The organism is Phenylobacterium sp. (assembly GCF_030698145.1).
Classification (GTDB): domain Bacteria; phylum Pseudomonadota; class Alphaproteobacteria; order Caulobacterales; family Caulobacteraceae; genus Phenylobacterium.
Genome location: NZ_JAUYNW010000085.1, coordinates 17,687 through 36,333, shown reverse-complemented (window position 1 = coordinate 36,333; position 18,647 = coordinate 17,687). Strand labels below are relative to the sequence as shown.

At 68.2% G+C, this 18,647-nt stretch carries 21 protein-coding genes and 1 tRNA gene; 13 read left to right on the top strand and 9 right to left on the bottom strand.

Features of this window, described 5'->3' with window-relative positions:
• Nucleotides 1-82 precede the first annotated feature (82 nt).
• On the top strand, nucleotides 83-2,002 hold the full coding sequence (locus Q8Q77_RS12615) for a potassium transporter Kup (protein WP_305583930.1): 1,920 nt from the start codon (nucleotides 83-85) through the stop codon (nucleotides 2,000-2,002).
• Complete coding sequence (locus Q8Q77_RS12610) at nucleotides 2,003-2,359, top strand: hypothetical protein (protein WP_305583929.1); 357 nt, start codon at nucleotides 2,003-2,005, stop codon at nucleotides 2,357-2,359.
• A 9-nt stretch (nucleotides 2,360-2,368) separates the two neighbouring features.
• Here the strand turns inward: Q8Q77_RS12610 and Q8Q77_RS12605 are convergent, their stop codons facing one another.
• Nucleotides 2,369-2,830: an Lrp/AsnC family transcriptional regulator gene (locus Q8Q77_RS12605; RefSeq protein ID WP_305583928.1), complete on the bottom strand. Its 462-nt coding sequence runs from the start codon at nucleotides 2,828-2,830 to the stop codon at nucleotides 2,369-2,371.
• 111 nt (nucleotides 2,831-2,941) lie between these two features.
• Here Q8Q77_RS12605 and Q8Q77_RS12600 point away from each other — a divergent pair, with 111 nt between their 5' ends.
• A complete protein-coding gene (locus Q8Q77_RS12600; RefSeq protein ID WP_305583927.1) occupies nucleotides 2,942-4,180 on the top strand; it encodes an argininosuccinate synthase in 1,239 nt (412 codons plus the stop codon).
• On the opposite strand, the gene Q8Q77_RS12595 is transcribed toward Q8Q77_RS12600, so the two are convergent.
• On the bottom strand, nucleotides 4,177-4,383 hold the full coding sequence (locus Q8Q77_RS12595) for a KTSC domain-containing protein (protein WP_305583926.1): 207 nt from the start codon (nucleotides 4,381-4,383) through the stop codon (nucleotides 4,177-4,179). The two genes, Q8Q77_RS12600 and Q8Q77_RS12595, sit on opposite strands and share 4 nt — an antisense overlap.
• Before the next feature lie 134 nt (nucleotides 4,384-4,517).
• On the opposite strand from Q8Q77_RS12595, the gene Q8Q77_RS12590 reads away from it, so the two are divergent.
• Nucleotides 4,518-4,922, top strand: coding sequence for an MAPEG family protein (locus Q8Q77_RS12590; RefSeq protein ID WP_305583925.1), 405 nt, complete (start codon nucleotides 4,518-4,520; stop codon nucleotides 4,920-4,922).
• A 79-nt stretch (nucleotides 4,923-5,001) separates the two neighbouring features.
• On the opposite strand, the gene Q8Q77_RS12585 is transcribed toward Q8Q77_RS12590, so the two are convergent.
• The gene (locus Q8Q77_RS12585) at nucleotides 5,002-5,772 is read right to left on the bottom strand and encodes a sulfite exporter TauE/SafE family protein (RefSeq protein ID WP_305583924.1); all 771 of its coding nucleotides are present in this window, start codon (nucleotides 5,770-5,772) and stop codon (nucleotides 5,002-5,004) included.
• A gap of 115 nt (nucleotides 5,773-5,887) precedes the next feature.
• On the opposite strand from Q8Q77_RS12585, the gene Q8Q77_RS12580 reads away from it, so the two are divergent.
• Both Q8Q77_RS12580 and Q8Q77_RS12575 read left to right on the top strand, forming a co-directional pair.
• Complete coding sequence (locus tag Q8Q77_RS12580) at nucleotides 5,888-6,520, top strand: LysE family translocator (protein WP_305583923.1); 633 nt, start codon at nucleotides 5,888-5,890, stop codon at nucleotides 6,518-6,520.
• A gap of 84 nt (nucleotides 6,521-6,604) precedes the next feature.
• Nucleotides 6,605-7,192, top strand: a complete 588-nt coding sequence (locus Q8Q77_RS12575) for a hypothetical protein (protein WP_305583922.1) — start codon at nucleotides 6,605-6,607, stop codon at nucleotides 7,190-7,192.
• On the opposite strand, the gene Q8Q77_RS12570 is transcribed toward Q8Q77_RS12575, so the two are convergent.
• Nucleotides 7,189-9,582, bottom strand: coding sequence for an EAL domain-containing protein (locus Q8Q77_RS12570; protein WP_305583921.1), 2,394 nt, complete (start codon nucleotides 9,580-9,582; stop codon nucleotides 7,189-7,191). The two genes, Q8Q77_RS12575 and Q8Q77_RS12570, sit on opposite strands and share 4 nt — an antisense overlap.
• Nucleotides 9,583-9,836: 254 nt before the next feature.
• On the opposite strand from Q8Q77_RS12570, the gene Q8Q77_RS12565 reads away from it, so the two are divergent.
• Nucleotides 9,837-10,529 (top strand): hypothetical protein, encoded by a 693-nt coding sequence (locus Q8Q77_RS12565; protein ID WP_305583920.1) that lies wholly within the window; start codon nucleotides 9,837-9,839, stop codon nucleotides 10,527-10,529.
• Here Q8Q77_RS12565 and Q8Q77_RS12560 read toward each other — a convergent pair.
• Both Q8Q77_RS12560 and Q8Q77_RS12555 read right to left on the bottom strand, forming a co-directional pair.
• Nucleotides 10,492-10,806 (bottom strand): hypothetical protein, encoded by a 315-nt coding sequence (locus tag Q8Q77_RS12560; protein WP_305583919.1) that lies wholly within the window; start codon nucleotides 10,804-10,806, stop codon nucleotides 10,492-10,494. The two genes, Q8Q77_RS12565 and Q8Q77_RS12560, sit on opposite strands and share 38 nt — an antisense overlap.
• A complete protein-coding gene (locus Q8Q77_RS12555; RefSeq protein ID WP_305583918.1) occupies nucleotides 10,799-11,098 on the bottom strand; it encodes a hypothetical protein in 300 nt (99 codons plus the stop codon). The genes Q8Q77_RS12560 and Q8Q77_RS12555 overlap by 8 nt, the downstream gene beginning before the upstream one ends.
• A 364-nt stretch (nucleotides 11,099-11,462) precedes the next feature.
• Between Q8Q77_RS12555 and Q8Q77_RS12550 the strand changes: the two genes are divergently transcribed.
• The gene (locus tag Q8Q77_RS12550) at nucleotides 11,463-12,299 is read left to right on the top strand and encodes an enoyl-CoA hydratase/isomerase family protein (protein ID WP_305583917.1); all 837 of its coding nucleotides are present in this window, start codon (nucleotides 11,463-11,465) and stop codon (nucleotides 12,297-12,299) included.
• 61 nt (nucleotides 12,300-12,360) lie between these two features.
• Here Q8Q77_RS12550 and Q8Q77_RS12545 read toward each other — a convergent pair.
• Nucleotides 12,361-12,435, bottom strand: a tRNA-Gly gene (locus Q8Q77_RS12545).
• A gap of 166 nt (nucleotides 12,436-12,601) precedes the next feature.
• On the bottom strand, nucleotides 12,602-13,342 hold the full coding sequence (locus Q8Q77_RS12540) for a DUF6065 family protein (protein ID WP_305583916.1): 741 nt from the start codon (nucleotides 13,340-13,342) through the stop codon (nucleotides 12,602-12,604).
• A 79-nt stretch (nucleotides 13,343-13,421) separates the two neighbouring features.
• Between Q8Q77_RS12540 and Q8Q77_RS12535 the strand changes: the two genes are divergently transcribed.
• The 4 genes from Q8Q77_RS12535 (at nucleotide 13,422) to Q8Q77_RS12520 (ending at nucleotide 15,799) form a co-directional block, all read left to right on the top strand.
• Nucleotides 13,422-13,928 carry a prolyl-tRNA synthetase associated domain-containing protein gene (locus Q8Q77_RS12535; protein WP_305583915.1) on the top strand — a complete coding sequence of 169 codons (507 nt, stop codon included), beginning with the start codon at nucleotides 13,422-13,424 and terminating at the stop codon, nucleotides 13,926-13,928.
• A gap of 87 nt (nucleotides 13,929-14,015) precedes the next feature.
• Complete coding sequence (locus tag Q8Q77_RS12530) at nucleotides 14,016-14,912, top strand: co-chaperone YbbN (RefSeq protein WP_305583914.1); 897 nt, start codon at nucleotides 14,016-14,018, stop codon at nucleotides 14,910-14,912.
• 8 nt (nucleotides 14,913-14,920) lie between these two features.
• Nucleotides 14,921-15,586, top strand: coding sequence for an LON peptidase substrate-binding domain-containing protein (locus Q8Q77_RS12525; protein WP_305583913.1), 666 nt, complete (start codon nucleotides 14,921-14,923; stop codon nucleotides 15,584-15,586).
• Between the two features lie 9 nt (nucleotides 15,587-15,595).
• Entirely contained in the window at nucleotides 15,596-15,799 is a 204-nt protein-coding gene (locus Q8Q77_RS12520) for a Trm112 family protein (RefSeq protein WP_305583912.1), read from the top strand.
• Between the two features lie 293 nt (nucleotides 15,800-16,092).
• Here the strand turns inward: Q8Q77_RS12520 and Q8Q77_RS12515 are convergent, their stop codons facing one another.
• Nucleotides 16,093-17,346 carry a UbiH/UbiF/VisC/COQ6 family ubiquinone biosynthesis hydroxylase gene (locus Q8Q77_RS12515; protein ID WP_305583911.1) on the bottom strand — a complete coding sequence of 418 codons (1,254 nt, stop codon included), beginning with the start codon at nucleotides 17,344-17,346 and terminating at the stop codon, nucleotides 16,093-16,095.
• A 155-nt stretch (nucleotides 17,347-17,501) separates the two neighbouring features.
• On the opposite strand from Q8Q77_RS12515, the gene Q8Q77_RS12510 reads away from it, so the two are divergent.
• Nucleotides 17,502-18,599 (top strand): HlyD family secretion protein, encoded by a 1,098-nt coding sequence (locus tag Q8Q77_RS12510; protein ID WP_305583910.1) that lies wholly within the window; start codon nucleotides 17,502-17,504, stop codon nucleotides 18,597-18,599.
• The last annotated feature ends 48 nt before the right edge of the window (nucleotides 18,600-18,647 follow it).

The following is an 18,647-nucleotide window of genomic DNA, read 5'->3' as shown; positions in this document are numbered from 1 at the left end:
GGTTCAATCGGGTGTATCGCGCCCGCCGCGACGGCATCGGGCCGCCCAAGGGAACCCATGATCCTGTTCCCGGAGACTTTGAATGGCTGACCCGGCCGGCGTCGCCCTGGAGGCGGCGGAGGAGTCTCACTCCCCCCACAAGAAAGACAGCTTCCGGGCGCTCGCGCTCGGGGCCATCGGCGTGGTGTTCGGAGATATCGGAACGAGCCCGCTCTACGCCATGCGCGAGGCCCTGCACCATTCCCGGTCGGGCGGCGCGAGCGAGCTGGCGGTGCTGGGCGTGGTCTCCCTGGTGATCTGGGCGCTCTTCCTCATCGTCACCATCAAGTACGTCGTCTTCCTGATGCGGGCCGACAACAAGGGCGAAGGCGGCACGCTGGCGCTCATGGCGCTGGCCCAGCGTTATCTGCCCAAACGCTCCACAGCGGTATTCTTCCTGGGCGTGGTCGGCGCGGCCCTGTTCTACGGCGACGGGGTGATCACCCCGGCCATTTCCGTGCTCTCGGCCGTCGAGGGCCTGAAGGACGCGCCAGGCCTGGGCCGCGGCATCGAGCCCTATATCGTGCCGATCTCGGCCGCCGTGCTGGTGGGGTTGTTCATGGTCCAGGCGCGCGGCACCCACCGCATGGCCGCCCTGTTCGGGCCGATCACCGCCGTCTGGTTCCTCGTGCTGGGCGCGCTCGGCGTCTACCACATCGCCGACGACCTCTCGATCCTGCGGGCCTTCAATCCCTACTACGGGGTCCGCTTCCTGCTGAACGACGGCCTGGTGGGCTTCGTCATCCTGGGCTCGGTGTTCCTGGCGGTGACCGGGGCCGAGGCGCTCTACGCCGACATGGGCCACTTCGGGAAAGGCCCGATCCGCGCCGCCTGGCTGTGGTTCGTCCTGCCCTGCCTGCTGCTCAACTATCTTGGCCAGGGCGCCAATGTGCTGGCCCACCCGATGGCGCGGCACAATCCGTTCTGGGACATGGTCCCGGAGATCGCCTACTGGCCGGTGCTGGTGCTGGCCACCGTCGCCACCGTCATCGCCAGCCAGGCGGTGATCACCGGCGCCTTCTCGATGACCCAGCAGGCGGTGCAGCTCGGCCTGCTGCCGCGCATCGACATCCGCCGGACCTCCGAGACCCAGGCCGGCCAGATCTTCGTGCCGCAGGTCAACACCTTCCTGATGGTGGGCGTGCTGATCCTGCTGTTCACCTTCCAGAACTCTTCGGCCCTGGCGGCGGCCTACGGCATCGCGGTGACGGGATCGATGTTCGTCGACACCCTGATCTTCTTCGTCATCGTCAAGCACATGTGGAAGCGTCCGGCCTGGCAGGCGGCGGCCGCGGCGGGCGCCTTCGGCGTCCTGGACGTGGTGTTCATCGGCTCGAACCTGCTGAAGATCCCCGACGGCGCCTGGCTGCCGCTGGTCCTGGGCGCCGCGCTGGTGGTCATCATGTGGACCTGGACCCGGGGCGCCGACATCCTCAGCGAGAAGACCCGCCGCGATTCCGTGCCGCTGGTGGAACTGTCGGAAATCCTGCGGGCCCGCGCGCCGCACCGCGCGCCCGGCACGGCGATCTTCCTGACCTCGGACCCCGACATGGCCCCGGTCGCCCTGATGCACAATCTCAAGCACAACAAGGTGCTGCACGAGAAGAACATCGTGCTGACCGTGCTGACCGCCGAGACCCCGCGGGTGAAGGACGACGACCGCATCCGCATCGAACCGGTCAACGACGACTTCAAGAAGGTGTTCATCTCCTACGGCTTCATGGAGAGCCCGAACCTGCCCAAGGCGCTCGGCCTGTGCCGCAAGCAGGGGCTGAAGTTCGACATCATGGCCACCAGCTTCTTCCTCGGCCGCCGCTCCATCGTGCCCTCGGCCCAGTCGGGCATGCCGCTCTGGCAGGACAAGATCTTCATCTTCCTGATGCGCAACGCGGCCAATCCCACCGACTTCTACAAGATCCCCCCGGGCCGGGTGGTGGAGCTTGGCACCCAGGTGACCGTCTAGATGACGCTGCTTTCCATCGCCGCCGACATCCTGTGGATCGTGGCGCTCTCCATCATGGCCTCGATCAGCCTGACCGCCTGGCGGCGCATGGACGCCGACACCAGGGTTCCCATGCAAGGTGACGCCCGCAAGGCCTTGCGGCTGAAGCGGGACCTCGCCCTGGGCCTGCCGATCGGCCTCGCCTTCGCCTTCGGCGCGGTCCTGCTGTGGGGCCATCGGAGCGTGACCAATATCAGCTACGACGTGATCTTCTTCGGCCTGCGCGCCACCTTGGCGGCGGTCATCGCGCTCATGCACCTGCAGTGGCTGAAGGGCGCCCTGGCCGCCCTCGAGGCCGAAGGCGCGCTCAAGCCCTGAGGCCGGCGGTCAGGGAAGCGGAATCTCGAAGCTCCGCTTGACCGTCTCCATCGGAACGTCGGTCTTGACGCTCTGGACGCTGGGGATGCGGGTCAGGTGGTCGGCCTGGAAGCGCCAATAGCTGTTCAGGTCGGCGGTGACGATGCGCAGCAGGGCGTCGCATTCGCCGGTGGTCAGGTAGCACTCCATCACCTCGGGCATCCTCCGGACGGCCTCGGCGAACTGGTTGGTGACATCGGCGTCCTGGGTCTTGAACCAGACGCGCGCGAACACGGTCAGGCCGACCCCGAGCTTCGCGCCATCCAGCACCGCCACATAGCGCTCGATCACGCCGGCCTCTTCCAACAGCCGCACCCGGCGCAGGCAGGGCGAAGGCGACAAGCCCACCTCCCGGGCGAGTTCGATATTCTGCATGCGGCCGTCCCGCTGCAGCGCGCGTAGGATGCGCCGGTCGATCGTGTCGAGTTTCATTGGCGCCCAGCGCCTCTTTCTTTAGCCAGATTGGCATCCGATGCCGCAATCGGGCTTATTCTTGGTGTCTTTGCAACCCAATTGTTTTGATCTTGGCCTAAGGTGCCGCCCATGAACACGACCGCGCGCCCCATCAAGAAAGTCGTCCTCGCCTATTCCGGCGGCCTCGACACCTCGATCATCCTGAAGTGGCTGCAGACCGAGTACGGGGCGGAGGTGGTCACCTTCACCGCCGATCTCGGCCAGGGCGAGGAGATCGAGCCCGCGCGCGCCAAGGCCCTGGCCGCCGGGGTGAAGCCCGAGAACATCTTCATCGAGGACGTGCGCGAGGAGTTCGTCCGCGACTTCGTCTTCCCGATGTTCCGCGCCAATACGGTCTATGAGGGCCAGTACCTGCTGGGCACCTCCATCGCCCGACCGTTGATCGCCAAGCGGCAGATCGAGATCGCCCGGCAGACCGGCGCCGACGCGGTGAGCCACGGCGCCACCGGCAAGGGCAACGACCAGGTCCGCTTCGAGCTGGGCTACTATGCGCTGGAGCCCGACATCCACGTGATCGCCCCTTGGCGTGAATGGGACTTCAAGAGCCGCGAGGCCCTGCTGGCGTTCGCCGAGCAGCACCAGATCCAGATCACCAAGGACAAGCGCGGCGAGGCGCCCTTCAGCGTCGACGCCAACCTGCTGCACTCCTCGTCCGAGGGGAAGGTGCTGGAGGATCCGGCGGTCGAGGCCCCCGAATTCGTCCACATGCGCACGATCGCCCCCGAGGACGCGCCGGATAAGCCGACCGTCTTCACCATGGACTTCGAGAAGGGCGACCCGGTCGCCATCGACGGCGTGAAGATGTCGCCCGCCACCCTCCTGACCAAGCTAAACGAGCTCGGCCACGACAACGGCGTCGGACGCCTGGACCTGGTGGAGAACCGCTTCGTCGGCATGAAGTCGCGCGGCGTCTACGAGACTCCCGGCGGCACGATCCTGCTGGCCGCCCACCGGGGCATCGAGTCCATCACCCTGGACCGCGGATCCATGCACCTGAAGGACGAGCTGATGCCGAAGTACGCATCGCTGGTCTACAACGGCTTCTGGTTCGCCCCTGAGCGCGAGATGCTACAGGCGGCCATCGACCACAGCCAGGCCATGGTCACCGGCCAGGTGCGGGTCAAGCTCTACAAGGGCAATGTCAGCATCATCGGCCGCACCAGCCCCTACTCGCTGTATGACCAGGACCTGGTCACCTTCGAGGAAGGCAAGGTCACCTACGACCACCGCGACGCGGCGGGGTTCATCAAGCTCAACGCCCTGCGCCTGCGCGTGGCCGCCAAGCGCGACCAGCGCATCAAGGGCTAAGCCGTCAATTTGTTGTAGGGGTACTGGTCGCGGATCTCGAAGGCGAAGTACCGGCCTTTCGAGTCGGCGTCGACGAAGCTGCGGTGCACCTCGCCGGGCACGCCCACATAGACGTAGGCGTCCCCGTCGTGGAACGTGACGAACAGCTTCGCGCGCTCTTCGTCGTAGCGGATGTCGGAGATAGCTTCGGACTCGACCTGCATGGCGGGTCTCCCAACCTTCCGTGGACCGACCCTAAGAACGCCTGGACCTGGCGGATTTGTTCCCTCCCGGCCTTCCGCCATGCCAAGCTGCGCCGTAACGGCGGAACGACCGCCGATCGTCATTGGGGAACTCCATGCAACCGCACAGCTATGTGGCGCTCGTCACCATCGCCGCGCTTCTCACCTATTTCTGGATGGCGATCCGCGTCGGCCAGGCGCGCAGCAAGACCGGGATCGCCGCCCCGGCCATGACCGGAGATCCCGTGCTCGAGCGCGCCATTCGGGTCCACTACAACACGCTCGAGTGGCTGCCGATCTTCCTGGCGAGCCTCTGGCTGTTCGCCATCTATTGGAACGACCTGGTCGCCGCCGGACTGGGCGTGCTGTGGATCGTGGGGCGGATCATCTATGCGCTGGGCTACTACGTCGACCCAGGCAAGCGCGAGGCCGGCTTCATGATCCAGATGGCCGCCACCGCCATCCTGCTGTTCGGCGCTCTGGGACGGATCATCTGGTCGATCGCCGTGGTCGGCGCCTAGGGTCGCGTCTCAATTCAGGACGGTGGCGGACCACAAGCGCCACGGCGACCGCGTCGCCGCGCAGCATCGCGGGCGTCGGCTAAAGCAGCAGGACGACGCCCTGCCAGATCGCCAGGCCGGTCACCAGCAGGCCGACGATCCAGGTCAGGGCCCGCAGCGGCAGGATCTTGACCATCCAGCCGGCGATGGGCGCGGCGATGATCCCGCCGCCGATCAAGCCCAGCACCGACCACAGGTACTGTTTCAGGCCGCCGGAATCCCAGTGGCCGCTGACCAGGGCCGCCAGGAAGGTCGCCGAGATCGCCGCGGCGACGAAGGCCTCCGCGGCGTTGGTGGTGCCGATGGCCTTGCGCGGCTCAGCGCCGCTCCCCAGCAGGGTCGAGGTGACCACCGGCCCCCACCCCCCGCCGCCCACGGCGTCGAAGAACCCGCCGACCAGGCCGAGCGGAAATGGCGACTTCCAGGAGAACGCCTTGGGCCGCGACCCCTTATAGGCGCGGTAGAGGATGACGATCCCCATCAGGCCCAGCCAACCGACCACATAGGGTTTGATCATCTCGCCATCGACCGAGGTGAGGACGAAGGTGCCGACGATCCCGCCCAGGACGCCGCCCAGGGACAACAACAGCAGCAGCCGCCAGTCGACGTTGCGGTGAGCGATGTGCGAGACGGCCGAGGCCGCGCCAGTGAACACCTTGGCTGCGTGCACACTGGCCGAGGCCGCCGCGGGCGGCACGCCATTGGCCAGCAGGACGGTGGTCGAGACCACGCCATAGGCCATGCCCAGGGCGCCGTCGACGAGCTGAGCCGCGAAGCCGACCGCGGCGAACAACCAGAATTCCGGACCCATCGTCCCCCCGTTCGAACTGGGAGGTCGCAGGTCTTCCGAACCCGGGCAATGGGGATTACCTGAGGGCGGCGCCAGCATCCCTGAATCTCTCCCCCCAAAAGATCGCGACGCACCCATGGACCTTCCCGTCGATCCCGCGCGCTACGCCACCTTCCTGGGCGTGATGGCCGTCATGGCGGTCACGCCCGGCCCGGCCAACCTGTTCGCCATCGCCACCGGGGCGCAGAAGGGCCCCGCCGCGGCCCTGACCGGCGTCGTGGGCATGAATTCGGCCACCCTGGTCTGGTTCGCCGCCGCCGCGCTCGGCCTCGGCGCCTTGATCCTGGCCTTCCCGCAGGTCTTCCTGCTGCTGGCCTATGCGGGCGCGGCCTATATCGCCTGGCTCGGGATCAAGGCGCTGCGGGGCGCCTTCAAGTCCGACGCCGAGCCGGAGCATGGGGCGTTCAAGCAGGGCAAGTCGGCCCTACTCGATGGTTTCACCGTGCAGATCACCAATCCGAAGGCCGTGCTGTTCTTCACGGCGGTCCTGCCGCCGTTCCTCGATCCCCAACGGCCCCTCCCCGCCCAGCTCGCCGCCTTCGCCGTAGCCACCATCGGCATGGACGTGCTGGCCATGAGCGCCTACGGCCTGGGCGGCGCGGCCCTGGCCATGCAGATGAGCGAGCCGCGCTTCCGACGAGGATTTTCCTTCGTGGTGGGCTTGCTTCTTCTCACCGCCGCCGTCCTGATGGCGGGCAAGGCGAGATAGTCGCCGGCACCCAAGCGCAACCACAATTAAGCCCATGTGTTTCCTTACTAATCCCCGCAAGGGACGCTTTCAGGTTCGACAACGATGACACGCAGGTTCGCCTCCATCGCCGCAAGCCTGGCCCTGGCGGGCCTGGTCTCCGCGTGCGCCACCGCCACCCCCTATCAACCCAACATTCCGGGCCAGTCCATCTCGGGCGGCTTCTCGGAACATCGGCTGGAGGCCGACCGCTTCAAGGTCACCTTCGCCGGCAACAGCCTGACCTCCCGCGACACGGTCGAGGCCTACCTGCTGTTCCGCGCCGCCGAGCTCACGGTCCAGCAGGGCTATGACTGGTTCTCGATCGTCGAGCGCGAGACCGAGCGAGACCGCCGCACCTATGTCGACCGCGACCCGTTCTACCGGCCCTGGTATGGCCCGAGCTACGGCGCCTGGCAGCCCTACTGGCGCTATTACGGCGGCGGTTTCGGCTGGCGGACCTGGGACCCCTATTGGGGCGACCCGTTCTGGGCCGACCGCCTGGACGTGCGCACGGTCGAGAAGTTCGAGGCCAGCGCCGAGATCGTCATGCGCAAGGGCGCCAAGCCCGTGGACGATCCGCGCGCCTTCGACGCCCGCGCCGTAATGGAGAATATCGGCCCGCGCGTGATGCGACCGGTCCCCAAGGCCTAAGCGGCGTTGGTCTCGCGGCGCTCGTCGACGACGGGCGTCGTATCGGTCCAGCCGCCCAGGGTCTCCAGCAGAGCCGGTCGGCCGATGGCGTAGCCCTGCACCTCGGCGCAGGCCTCCTCGCGCAGGAACGCCAGTTGCTCGGAGGTCTCGACACCCTCGGCGGTGACCGGGATGTCCAGGCTGCGGCCCAGGCCCAGCACCGCGCGGACGATGGCGGTGGCGCGATCGTCGCGATGGATGTTCTCGACGAAGCTCTTGTCGATCTTGATCTTGTCGAAGGGGAATGACTGCAGGGTCGAGAGCGATGAGAAGCCGGTGCCGAAGTCGTCCATGGCGATCCGCACGCCGAGGGCCTTGAGCCGGCGCAGATTGTCCAGCGCCCGCTGGAAGTCCTTGAAGAGCGCGGTCTCGGTGATCTCCAGCTCCAGCCGGCGCGGCGAGAGGCCGGTCTCCAGCAGGATCTCGTGGACCAGGTTGGGCAGGTTCGCCTGGTGCAGCTGCACGGGCGAAAGGTTGACCGCGATCCGCAGGGGCTTGTCCCAGTTGGCCGCGTCCGCGCAGGCGCGGCGGAGCACCCATTCACCGATCGGCAGGATCAGTCCGCTTTCCTCGGCGATGGGAATGAAATCGAGCGGCGCGACCACGCCGCGGACCGGATGGCGCCAGCGGACCAAGGCTTCGAAGCCGCAAACCTCGCCGTCTTCCGCGCGCGCCAACGGCTGGTAGTGCAGGAAGAGCTCGTCGGCGGCGATGGCGGTGCGCAGTTCGCGCGCCACGGCGCGGCGCTCGCGGATGGTCTGGTCCATCTCGCGCTTGAAGAACCGATACCCCCCGCGGCCGTCGTCCTTGGCGCGATAAAGGGCCATGTCGGCGTTGGCCAGCAGCGCTTCGCCGGTCTCACCGTCGTCGGGGTAGAGGCTGACCCCCAGGCTCGCGCCCACTGGCAGGTCATGGCTCTCATAGGCCACGGGCTGGGCGAGGACCTCCTGCAGCGTGGCCGAGAGTTCAGCGGCGGCCGCCGGCTGGTCGCCGCCGATCTGGACGATCACGAATTCGTCTCCGCCCAGGCGCGCGGCGAAGGACGGGGCCTCCACCGACAGCTGCAGGCGCTTGGCGGTCTCTCGCAGGATGACGTCGCCGGCCAGGTGGCCGTGCAGGTCGTTGGCCTCCTTGAAGTGATCCAGGTCGACGCAGATCACGGCCAGGCGCTCGCCCGAGGTCGCCGCCTGCTCCAGGGCCTGGCTGAGCCGGGCCTGCATCACGTTGCGGTTGGCGAGGCCCGTGAGGCCATCATGTTCGGCGAGGTAGCGGATCTTCTCCTCGGCCGAGCGGCGCTCGCGCAGGTCGCGGATCGCCAGGACCATCAGGTCGCTCTGATCGCCCCCCGCCTCCAGCACGCGCGCGAAAGCCTCGACGGGCACCTCGACGCCGCCGTCGCGGGGCCGCAACCGACCCTCCCGGCGCGCGTCGACCGCGCCGCCGCCGGCGTCGTCGAAGGTCAGCATGTCGATCGTGAGATGCAGGCCGATGAGGTCGCCGACCTCGGCGCAGGCCAGGGCGCAGAAGGCCGCGTTGGCGTCCTGTATGCAGCCGGCGCGGGTCACCACAATGCCCTCATAGGCCGCGTCGGCCAGCCGGCGGGTGCGCGTCAGCGCCTGCTCGTTGGCCCCGCCCTCGATCAGGACGGCGCCCAGGCCGCCCAGGATGATCAGGCTGACGATCAGGGCGACGGCCAGGGTCATCATCACCGACGACAACAGCTGCGGCGGAACCTCGATCCCGGCGTCGGGGAGCACCGTGATGGCGCCCATTCCCGTGAAGTGCAGGCCGCATATGCCCAGCGTGAGGACCAGGCCGCCCAACAGTTGCCGGGGCAGGGTCCGCGCCTGGCCCGCAGCGAACAGGGCGCCGACCCCGCCGAGGGTTCCCAGCGCCATGGAGACCGCCACCAGGCCCAGGTCCCAGCTCAGGGTCCCCTGGGTCACATAGGCCGACATGCCGACATAGTGCCTGGCGCCCACGCCCTGGGCCGCCAGCACCCCGCCGGCCACCTTGCCCCCGACACCGCGGGCCGAGGCGGCCGCGCCGAAGGCGAGGGCCATGAAGATCCCCGCGATCAGCAGCGAGGCGAGCGTCCCAAGCGGCATGAAGCCTGCCTTGAGGCCGGTCGAATAGGCGAGCATGGCGATGAAATGGGTGGCCCAGACCGAGCAGCCGGCCACCAGGCCGGTCAGTAGAATCCAAGCCGCTCGCACTCCGTGCGTAGATGTATTTCGCATCCGAGAGTAGAGACGGAAGGTCGTAAAGCAGCCGCCGAAGCAAACCAACCCCGCGACGAGGACCAGTCGGAGATCATGTTCTGTCACTAGACAGGTAATAGTCTTGAGCACGGAAACGAAGCCTCGCCATGACGGTCAAAGCCAATTGCCATCTCTTCCGTAAAGAAAATCCTACGCTTACCTGGGCGATTCCAGGCCGCCGCCCGCCGACCTGAAGCGACGCGCAGAGCTCCCGCGCCTTCGACGCTCGCGCAGCGATGGACGATATCGCGCCGTCGGCGAAGCGACTGACGCCCTATGTGACCCTATTGTGACGCTTCGGCTTCAATGCGATGCTCTCGCCAAGATTGTGGACGATGACGCGATTGCTCTGGACCATTTCCGCCCGACGTCTGTTCGCTTGGCACCTGCTGCTCATACTCGCGCTCGCCGTCGCGAATGTCGTGACGGCGCTGGCGGACGGGGCCGGAGAGCCGAGCCAATTCTTCCGAATGGCTTTTGAGTCCAATCTCCCGACCTTCTGCGCGACTCTCGCCTTGCTGGCGACAGCTCTCGTCGCCTGGCGCCTGGCGACTACCCCCAACCTCGCCGCCGACGAGTCCCGCGCCTGGATGGTCTTCGCCGCCCTATTCAGCTTCATGACCCTCGATGAAGCCGCGCAGGTCCACGAGAAACTGAACAGCTTTGGAGACCGCACCGCCGGAATGTTCAGCAGTATCGGGGTCTTCCCCTATGCGCTCGTCGCCTTGACGCTTGGCGTCTGGCTCTTTCGATTCTGGCTGCGTCAGAAGCCGCTTGTGCGCCTGGGTCTGGCCAGCGGGGGGTTGATCTATGTCTTCTCGGCGGTCGGGCTCGAGATGGTTCAGAACGCTGAGCGGGCGGTGGGAACCTCGCAATCGCTTCCAAAGATGCTGGCCCTGGTCACCGGGGAGGAGACCGGAGAGATGATCGCCGTCGCGATCTTCCTCCGCACCTTCCTGGGTCGCCTGGCTGAACTGGGCGAACGCGATATCGCCAGGATCAGCCTGACACCAGCAGACGCCTCGACGGCTCCATAGTCGGCGTCGCGCGCTCGCACGGCGCTGGCCGCCAGATCAGCCCGACCATGTCCACGCCGGGGATGGAACTTAAACGCGCGACCGCCGCTTCGGCCTTGTCAGCCCCGAGCTCGCCCACCTCGACCCGAATGTTGACCAGATCGCCGCGGGCGCGGGCTTCCAGTGCGATCAAGGGCACGCCGCACACAGCCAGCCGTCCCAGCACTCGCAGGAGGCCTTCATGACCTGTGCGGGCTTCGATCAGGAAGACGCGTCGCGCCACAGCCCCGTCAGCCACGTGAGTCACCATAGTCGCGTTTCAGCAGCAGGCGGCCGGCCTCGTCATAGGCGCTGAGCCGCAGGGCGCCGGCCTCGGTGGCCCAGATCAGCTCGCGGCTCGGCCCGGCCGGCGGCCAGGTCAGGGCCCGCTCCACCGCCAGCAGGGTCTCGAGCGCCCCGCCGCCGCCCAGCGTCACCTCCAGGCGGGCGGTGTGTTCGAACAGGGCCCGGGAGACCAACGCGCGGACGAAGCCGCGCACGGCGTTACCGGCGTCGGGCGGATCGGAGAGGTTGGGGTCTTGGGAAGGCATGGCTGAAGGTCCTCTGGGTGGATGTCGGGACCGACGGCGCGCAATAAAAAACCCCGCTGCCTGTGAAGGGAGCGGGGTTGCTGATCTTGCGATCCGTCGGCGGTGTTTTAGGTCGCGCGCGTTCGCCCCGTTCCTGTGATGGGGGTCATAATAATCATCATGGTTTTCGAGACGCAGGCGGCCGCGCGCGCCGCGGGGCGCGTCAGGGTCTGCCGGCAGGGATCGAAGGAAGCGCTCATGGCCGCCACGATGATGAAGCTCGCAGCCGACCTATAGCCGAGATTGCGGCCGCCCGGCAATACGCCGCCCTTGACCTGCGCCGGCCTGGGCCTAGGTTGACCGCTTACAACGTAAGGGGAAGGCCATGAGCGAGACTTCGACGATGACGGCGGAGCTGACCCGCGAAGCCCCCGAGGTGATCTACGAGGCGTCCGACGGGATCGCCACCATCACCCTCAACCGCCCCGAGCGCCTGAACACCATCTCCGGCCCGATGCTGGCCCTGCTGACGGAGCTGCTGATCAAGGCCAACGAGGATCCGGCCGTGCGCGTGGTGATCCTGACCGGAACCGGCCGGGCGTTCTGCGCGGGCCTGGACCTGGTGGGCGCCACCCAGGGCACGGGCATCGGCTCGGAGAGCCAAGCCAGCAACGTCTCGGTCAATCTCGACCTGCGCAACACCCCGCCCACCGTGCTGTTCGCCATGGACAAGCCGACCATCTGCGCGCTCAACGGCGCGGCCGCGGGCTACGGCATGGACACCGCCATGGGCTGCGATATCCGCATGATGGCGCAGGGCGCCAAGCTGGCCGCGGCCTTCGTCAAGCGCGGGGTGGTGCCGGAGTCCGGCGGCACCTGGATCCTGCCACGACTGATTGGCTGGTCGAAGGCCGCCGAGCTGATCTTCACCGGCCGCACGCTCACGGCCCAGGAGAGCCTGGAGATGGGCCTGGCGACCCACGTGGTCCCCGACGCCGAGCTTCAGACCAAGGCCCGCGAACTGGCCGCCGAGATCGCCGCCAACGCGCCCCTGGCGGTGCAGTCTGCCAAGCGGTTGATGCGGATGGGCATGAACGAGACGTTCAACGACCACGTCCACCACGTCTATCTGCAGTTCCTGCAGCTGATCCGCACCCAGGACTTCCGCGAGGGGATGACCTCGTTCCTCGAGAAGCGCCCGCCCGATTTCAAGGCCCGCTGACCGGAACGCAAAAAGCGGCCCCGAGGGGCCGCTTTGATCGCTGCAACTTCCTGGAGGAAATTGGAGCGGGCGAAGAGATTCGAACTCTCGACCCCAACCTTGGCAAGGTTGTGCTCTACCACTGAGCTACGCCCGCAATCCGCGAGAGGCCGAGAGACCGGCCGCCCGAAAATCGAGAGCGGGCTTATGGCAGAGGGTCCGCCCCTTGGCAACACCCCCTGGACCGCGATAGCCGAAAGTGGTGGCCGGTTTCGGCGGCCATCGCGCTCCAAAGCACGAGAAAGGCTTTCGGCATTCGCCAACTAGCCCATCCGCGGGGCCTTCAGCCGGCGCTTGTTCACGTGGTCCTTGGGCGCCTCGCCGGTCTCCTCGGGGAACTCGCCCTTGAAGTAGAAGCGCTGCCAGGCTTCCTTGGTGGCGTCCGGGTCGGCGCGGAAGATGCGCTTGTTGAACTCGCTGCGGTGCTTCTCCCAGGTGTCGTACTGCTCGCGCAGCTCCGGGTTCCGGGCCATCGGCCTGATCACTGGCTGCACCTGGGCGAGCTGGCGGTCCTGGGTGAGGGTGATGAAGCAGAACGGCTCACCCTTCTCGAACCGCACCCGGCCTGGCCGCGTGAAGATCCAGTTCATCGTGAAGGGGAAGGGCAGCCAGTCGGTCTCCACCAGGCCGGCCAGGGGCTGGATGCCGTCCTTGATATGGTTGGGCGGGCCCTGGGCGATCATCGACCAGCCAGGCGGGGTCCGAAACAGGTAGCCCGGGTGGAAGGTGAGGACCCCGTGGCTGAAATGGGTCTTCACGAAGTTGTGGAAGTCGGGATTGGGCCGGTCGGAGGTGAGCGTGATGTCGCTCTGCATAAGCCCGCCGTTCCACTCGGCGGTGAAGGCCATCGGGCAGAGGATCTCCCAGCCGGTGGTGTTGGCCATGCTGAGCGGCAGGCAGCGATAGGGGTGGCGGTCGGAGAAATGGTCCATCCAGGCGCGCTGCGGCCGGCCCGGCACGATCTCGGGGGGCCGTTCGGCGGTGGGATAGCACTCGAGATCCATGGGACGTCTCCGGCGAACTTTGCTTGGACTGGTCTAGAGCGGGTGTCGCGCCCGCGTCCAGTTCGCTAATCAGGAGGACATGAGAACCCGCGACGACCTCTTCGCCTTCTTCGACGCCCACGGGATCGACCATGCCACCGTCGAGCACCAGGCGGTATTCCGGGTCGGCGAGGCGACCGGGGACGACATAGAAGGCGCCCACACCAAGAACCTGTTCCTGAAGGACGCCAAGGGCCGGCTGTGGCTGATCTCGGCACACGAGCACGCGGCGATCGATCTCAAGCGCCTGCATACGGTCATCGGCTCGGCGCGGCTGTCCTTCGGCAATGCGGAGTTGATGGAACGGGTCCTAGGGGTCACGCCGGGATCGGTCACGGCCTTCGCCCTGATCAATGACCGCGCGCGCGCCGTGACCTTCGTGCTGGATCGCGAACTGGCCCTGGCCGACCGTGTGAACTTCCATCCGCTGGAGAACACCGCCACCACCGGAACATCGAGAGAGGGCTTCCGCCGGTTCCTGGCGGCGCTGGGCGTCACGCCCCTGGTGGTGGATTTCGCGGCCATGGCCGTCGCCCTCGATGCCTGAGCGGCGTTGAAGACGACGCCCGAAGGGACCATTTTAGCCGCCAGGCGCGTTGTGGGCCTGGCAAGAGACAAGACGGGAAGCACCGCCATGAGCCTGATCGGCGAAACTGAGCCCCAAGTCGCCGCCGACCTGATCAAGGACGGAACCGACGCCAGTTTCATGGCCGACGTGATCGAGGCCTCCAAGGACACGCCGGTCATCGTCGACTTCTGGGCGACCTGGTGCGGCCCCTGCCGTCAGCTCGGACCCGCCATCGAGAAGGCCGTCCTGGCCGCCAAGGGCAAGGTCAAGCTGGTCAAGGTCGACATCGACAAGAACCCGCAATACGCGGGCCAGCTTCGCGTCCAGTCGATCCCGGCGGTGTTCGCCTTTGTCGGCGGCCGCCCGGTGGACGGCTTCATGGGCGCCCTGCCCGACAGCCAGGTGAAGCAGTTCGTCGACAAGATCGCGGGCCAGGCCCCGGCCAACGAGAGCGACGAGCTGCTGGCCATGGCCAAGGAGTCGTTGGACCTCGGCGACCTGGGCGGCGCGGCGCAGGCCTACGCCCAGGTGCTTCAGGCCGACCCGGTCAATGTGAAGGCCCTGGGGGGCCTCGCCCGGTCCTACCTCTCCGGCGGCGACGCCGAGCGGGCCCGGGAGATCGCCGACATGGCCCCGGCCGAGGCCCGGGACCCCGACCTCGACAGCGTGCGCGCGACCCTGGCCCTGGCCCAGGAGGCGCCCGAGGAGACCACCGAGTTCGAAAAGCGCCTGGCCAAGGACCCGGACGACCACGAGGCGCGCTACGAGATCGCCAAGGCCCTGGCCGGCCGCGGCGCCTGGGCCCAGGCCAGCGACCACCTGCTGCACATCATCGCCGCCGACCGCACCTGGAACGAGGACGCGGCGCGCAAGCAGCTCATCACCATCTTCGAGGCCGCGGGCTCCGGCTCCGATATCACCCGGACGGGGCGGCGTCGGCTGTCCTCGATCCTGTTCTCGTGAGGCTCAGGATGACGGCCGCGCCCTATCGCCGAGCTTCCGACCTGCCCCAGGTCATCCCGGTCTTTCCGCTGGACGGGGCCCTGCTGCTGCCCGGCGGCGACCTGCCGCTGCAAATCTTCGAGCCGCGCTATCTCAACATGATCGACGACGTCATGGCCGGCGACCGGATGATCGGCATGGTCCAGACACGGGCCGGCGGCGAGCGGGTGCGGCCCAACCTGGCCAACGTCGGCTGCGCGGGCCGCATAACCAGCTTCTCCGAGACTTCCGACGGCCGCTACCTGATCACCCTGACCGGAGTCTGCCGCTTCGCCGTGGGCGCCGAGCTCTCGGCCCAGACCCCGTACCGCCAGGTGCGCGCGGCCTTCGAGCCCTTCGCCGAGGACATGGATGAGGACGAGGCCGACATCCCGGCCTTCGACCGCCGCCGGTTCGCCAGCGCCCTGAAGCGCTATCTGAACCGCCGCGAGCTCGACATCGACTGGGAGACCGCCGAGACCGCGCCCCTGGAGGCCCTGGTCACCAGCCTGGCCATGGGCCTGCCCTTCGACCCGGCCGAGAAGCAGGCCCTGCTGGAGGCGCCCGGCATGCTCGAGCGCTGTGACGCGCTCACCGTCCTGCTCGAGATCGACGCCCTGGAAGGCGACGATGACGAGCCGCACTCGATCCAGTAGAGAACCGGGATGACCGAGACCTCCGTGCCCCTCTCCCTGACCGCCGAGGTCGATCCGCGCCTGCTCGAGGTGCTGGTCTGCCCGGTGACCCACGGCCCGCTGACCTATGACCGCAAGGCCGGCGAACTGATCTCCAAGCGCGCCAAGCTCGCCTATCCGATCCGCGACGGCGTGCCGATCATGCTTCCCGAAGAGGCGCGGGAGCTGGGCTGACCCGTTCTCAGATCCTCCCCCAGCGCGGAGCGCGATTTGGGGGAGGTGGCGCGTCGCCCTCTTTGGCGAGGTGTCGGAGGGGGCTGAAGCCCACAAACAAGGGTCAAAGTCCCCCTCAGTCGGCTTCGCCGACAGCTCCCCCAGAGGGGGCGCATCTATGAGGTCTCTAGATCCTCCCCCAGCGCGCAGCGCGATCTGGGCGAGGTGGCGCGTCGCCCTCTTTGGCGAGGTGACGGAGCAACCATGTTCAAGTTGCGGGTTGTTTGACCCATGGCTGGCCGCGTCCGAGGACGCTACAGCGCCTCGCCGCGCAGCAACCTCGGTAGGTCGCCGAGCGCGCCGCCGGCGTCGTGCATGAAGAACCGGCGGGCGGGCGCGATGCGGTTGACCGCGGCCATACCCGCGCCCCGCGCCAGCCGCAGCAGCGGGTGGTCGTTGGAGAACAGCCGGGTGAAGACGTCGGTGGCCGCCGCCAGCATCACGTTGTCAAAGTTGCGCCAGCGGGCGTAGCGCTCCAGCACCAGCTCCGAGCCGATGTCCTCGCCCAGGCGCGCGGCCTCGACCAGCACCTGCGCCAGGGCCGCCGCGCCCTTCAGCCCCAGGTTCAGGCCCTGGCCGGCGATGGGGTGGATGCCGTGGGCGGCGTCGCCCAGCAGGGCCGCGCGGGGTCCGGTCAGCCGCTCGGCCAGCTGCAACGACAGGGGATAGCTGAACACCGGCCCGTCCAGGGTCGCCTCGCCCAGCAGGTCGCCGAACCGGCGCTGCAGGTGGGCGTGGAACACCTCGGGCCGCGCGGCCTTCAGCGCCGCGCCGCGAGCGGTGGACTCCGTCCAGACCAGGCTCGCCCGATCCTCGGTGAGCGGCAGGATGGCGAAGGGCCCGCCCGGCAGGAAATATTCGTGCGCCACGCCCTGGTGGGGCCGCTCCAGGCGTACGGTGGCCACCACCCCGGTCTGCGGATAGTCCCAGCCGATCACCCCGATCCCGGCCTCGCGGCGCACCACCGAGCCGCGGCCCTCGGCGCCCACCACCAGAGGCGCGCCCAGGACACGGCCGTCCTCCAGGCTCACCCGGGCGGCGCGCGGCTCGAAGGCCACCGAGGCGACCCTGGCGGGGGCCAGGACCTCGATCCCGGCCTTGCCGACGGCGGCGGCCAGGGCGGCGCGCGTGCGGCGGTTCTCCAGCATGTAACCCAGGGGCTCGCCGTCGGACCGCTCGGCGATCTCGGCGGAATCGAAGCGAAGATAGAAAGGGTTCGGTCCCCCCGCCGCCGCGCCGGGGGAGGTCCCGTCGGTGACCAGGATCTGCTCGATGGCCTGGGCGTGCGGCTCGATGTCGGCGGCCAGCCCCAGGGTCCGCCACTGGCGGAACGCGGCGAAGGCGATGGCCGAGGCGCGCCCGTCGAAGGTCGGCGCCACCTGGGCGTCGAACACGATGGGGTCGATCAGGATCGGCGTCAGGCCCGCGCTCTTCAGCGCCAGGGCCAGGGTCGCCCCCGCCATGCCGGCGCCGGCGATGATCACATCCGCATCGTAAGTCTCAGCCATGGGCGGATATGCCGATGTTCAGGGGCCGGCGCCAAGCTGGTTGATTTTTGGACCAGTCCGTCCATTTTACAGATTGTGCATTGCTGCGCCCGGGCTCCGGTCCGGTTTTGATTTGGACCCCGTCGTCCGGTTTTGACCCTTTTCGAGTTCATTGCATGGCCCTTCCCAAGAGGCTTGTTCCCATCGCCGCCGCGTCCCTGACCGCCGCCGTGCTGGTCGTGGGCGGAGGCCTGTGGTGGGTCGACAAGCAGAAGCACGAGAACACCGACAACGCCTTCGTCGAGGCCGACAAGGTCACCGTGGCGCCCCAGGTGGACGGCTATGTCGCCGAGGTGCTGGTGGGCGACAATGTCCGGGTGGCCGCCGGTCAGGTCCTGGTGCGCCTGGACGCCGGCCCGCTGAAGGCGCGGCTGGCCCAGGCCGAGGCCAACGCCGAGGCTCTGGACGCCGCCGTCCGGGGCGTCGACGACAAGGCGCGGCTGGAACAGGCGATGATCGCCCAGAAGGCCGCGGGCGTGCAGAGCGCCGACGCCGGCGCCCAGATGGCCCAGGCCGAGCTCGCCCGCTACGGCGCCCTGGCCAGCCAGGGCTGGGTCTCGCCGCAGCGCGCCCAGTCGGCCCGCGCCGCGGCCAGCCAGGCCACCGCCGGCGTCGCCCAGGCCCGCGCCACCCTGGAGGCCGAACGCCGCACCGCCGCCTCCCTGAGCTCGGTCCGCGCCCAGACCCTGGCCCAGGCCCAGGCGGCCCGCGCCGCCGTCGACCAGGCGCGCATCGACCTTGACCGCACCGAGATCCGCGCCCCGGTGGCGGGCGTGATCGGCGCGCGGGCCGTGCGGCAGGGCCAGTATGTGCGGCCGGGCTCGGCCCTGATGAGCGTGGTGCCCCTGGGCGAGGCCTATGTGGTCGCGAACTTCAAGGAGACCCAGGTCGCCCGGCTGCGTATCGGCCAGCCGGTGACCATCCGCGCCGACGCCTTCGGCAAGCAGACCATCGCGGGCCACATCGACAGCTTCGCGCCCGCCACTGGGTCTGAGTTCGCCATGATCCCGGTGGAGAACGCGGTCGGCAACTTCACCAAGATCGCCCAACGCCTGCCGGTGAAGATCGTGGTCGATCCCAAATCGCCCCTGGCCGGCGCCCTGCGGCCCGGCCTGTCGGTGCAGGTCAAGGTCGACGTCACCGCCGACACCGGTCCCAGCTTCGCCGAGACCAGCGCCGCGCCCCAATACGCCCGCCACGGCGTCTCGCGCTGAGCCGCGCCTTGGCGCCCGAACCCCTCCCCCACGGCGCTCACGACGCCG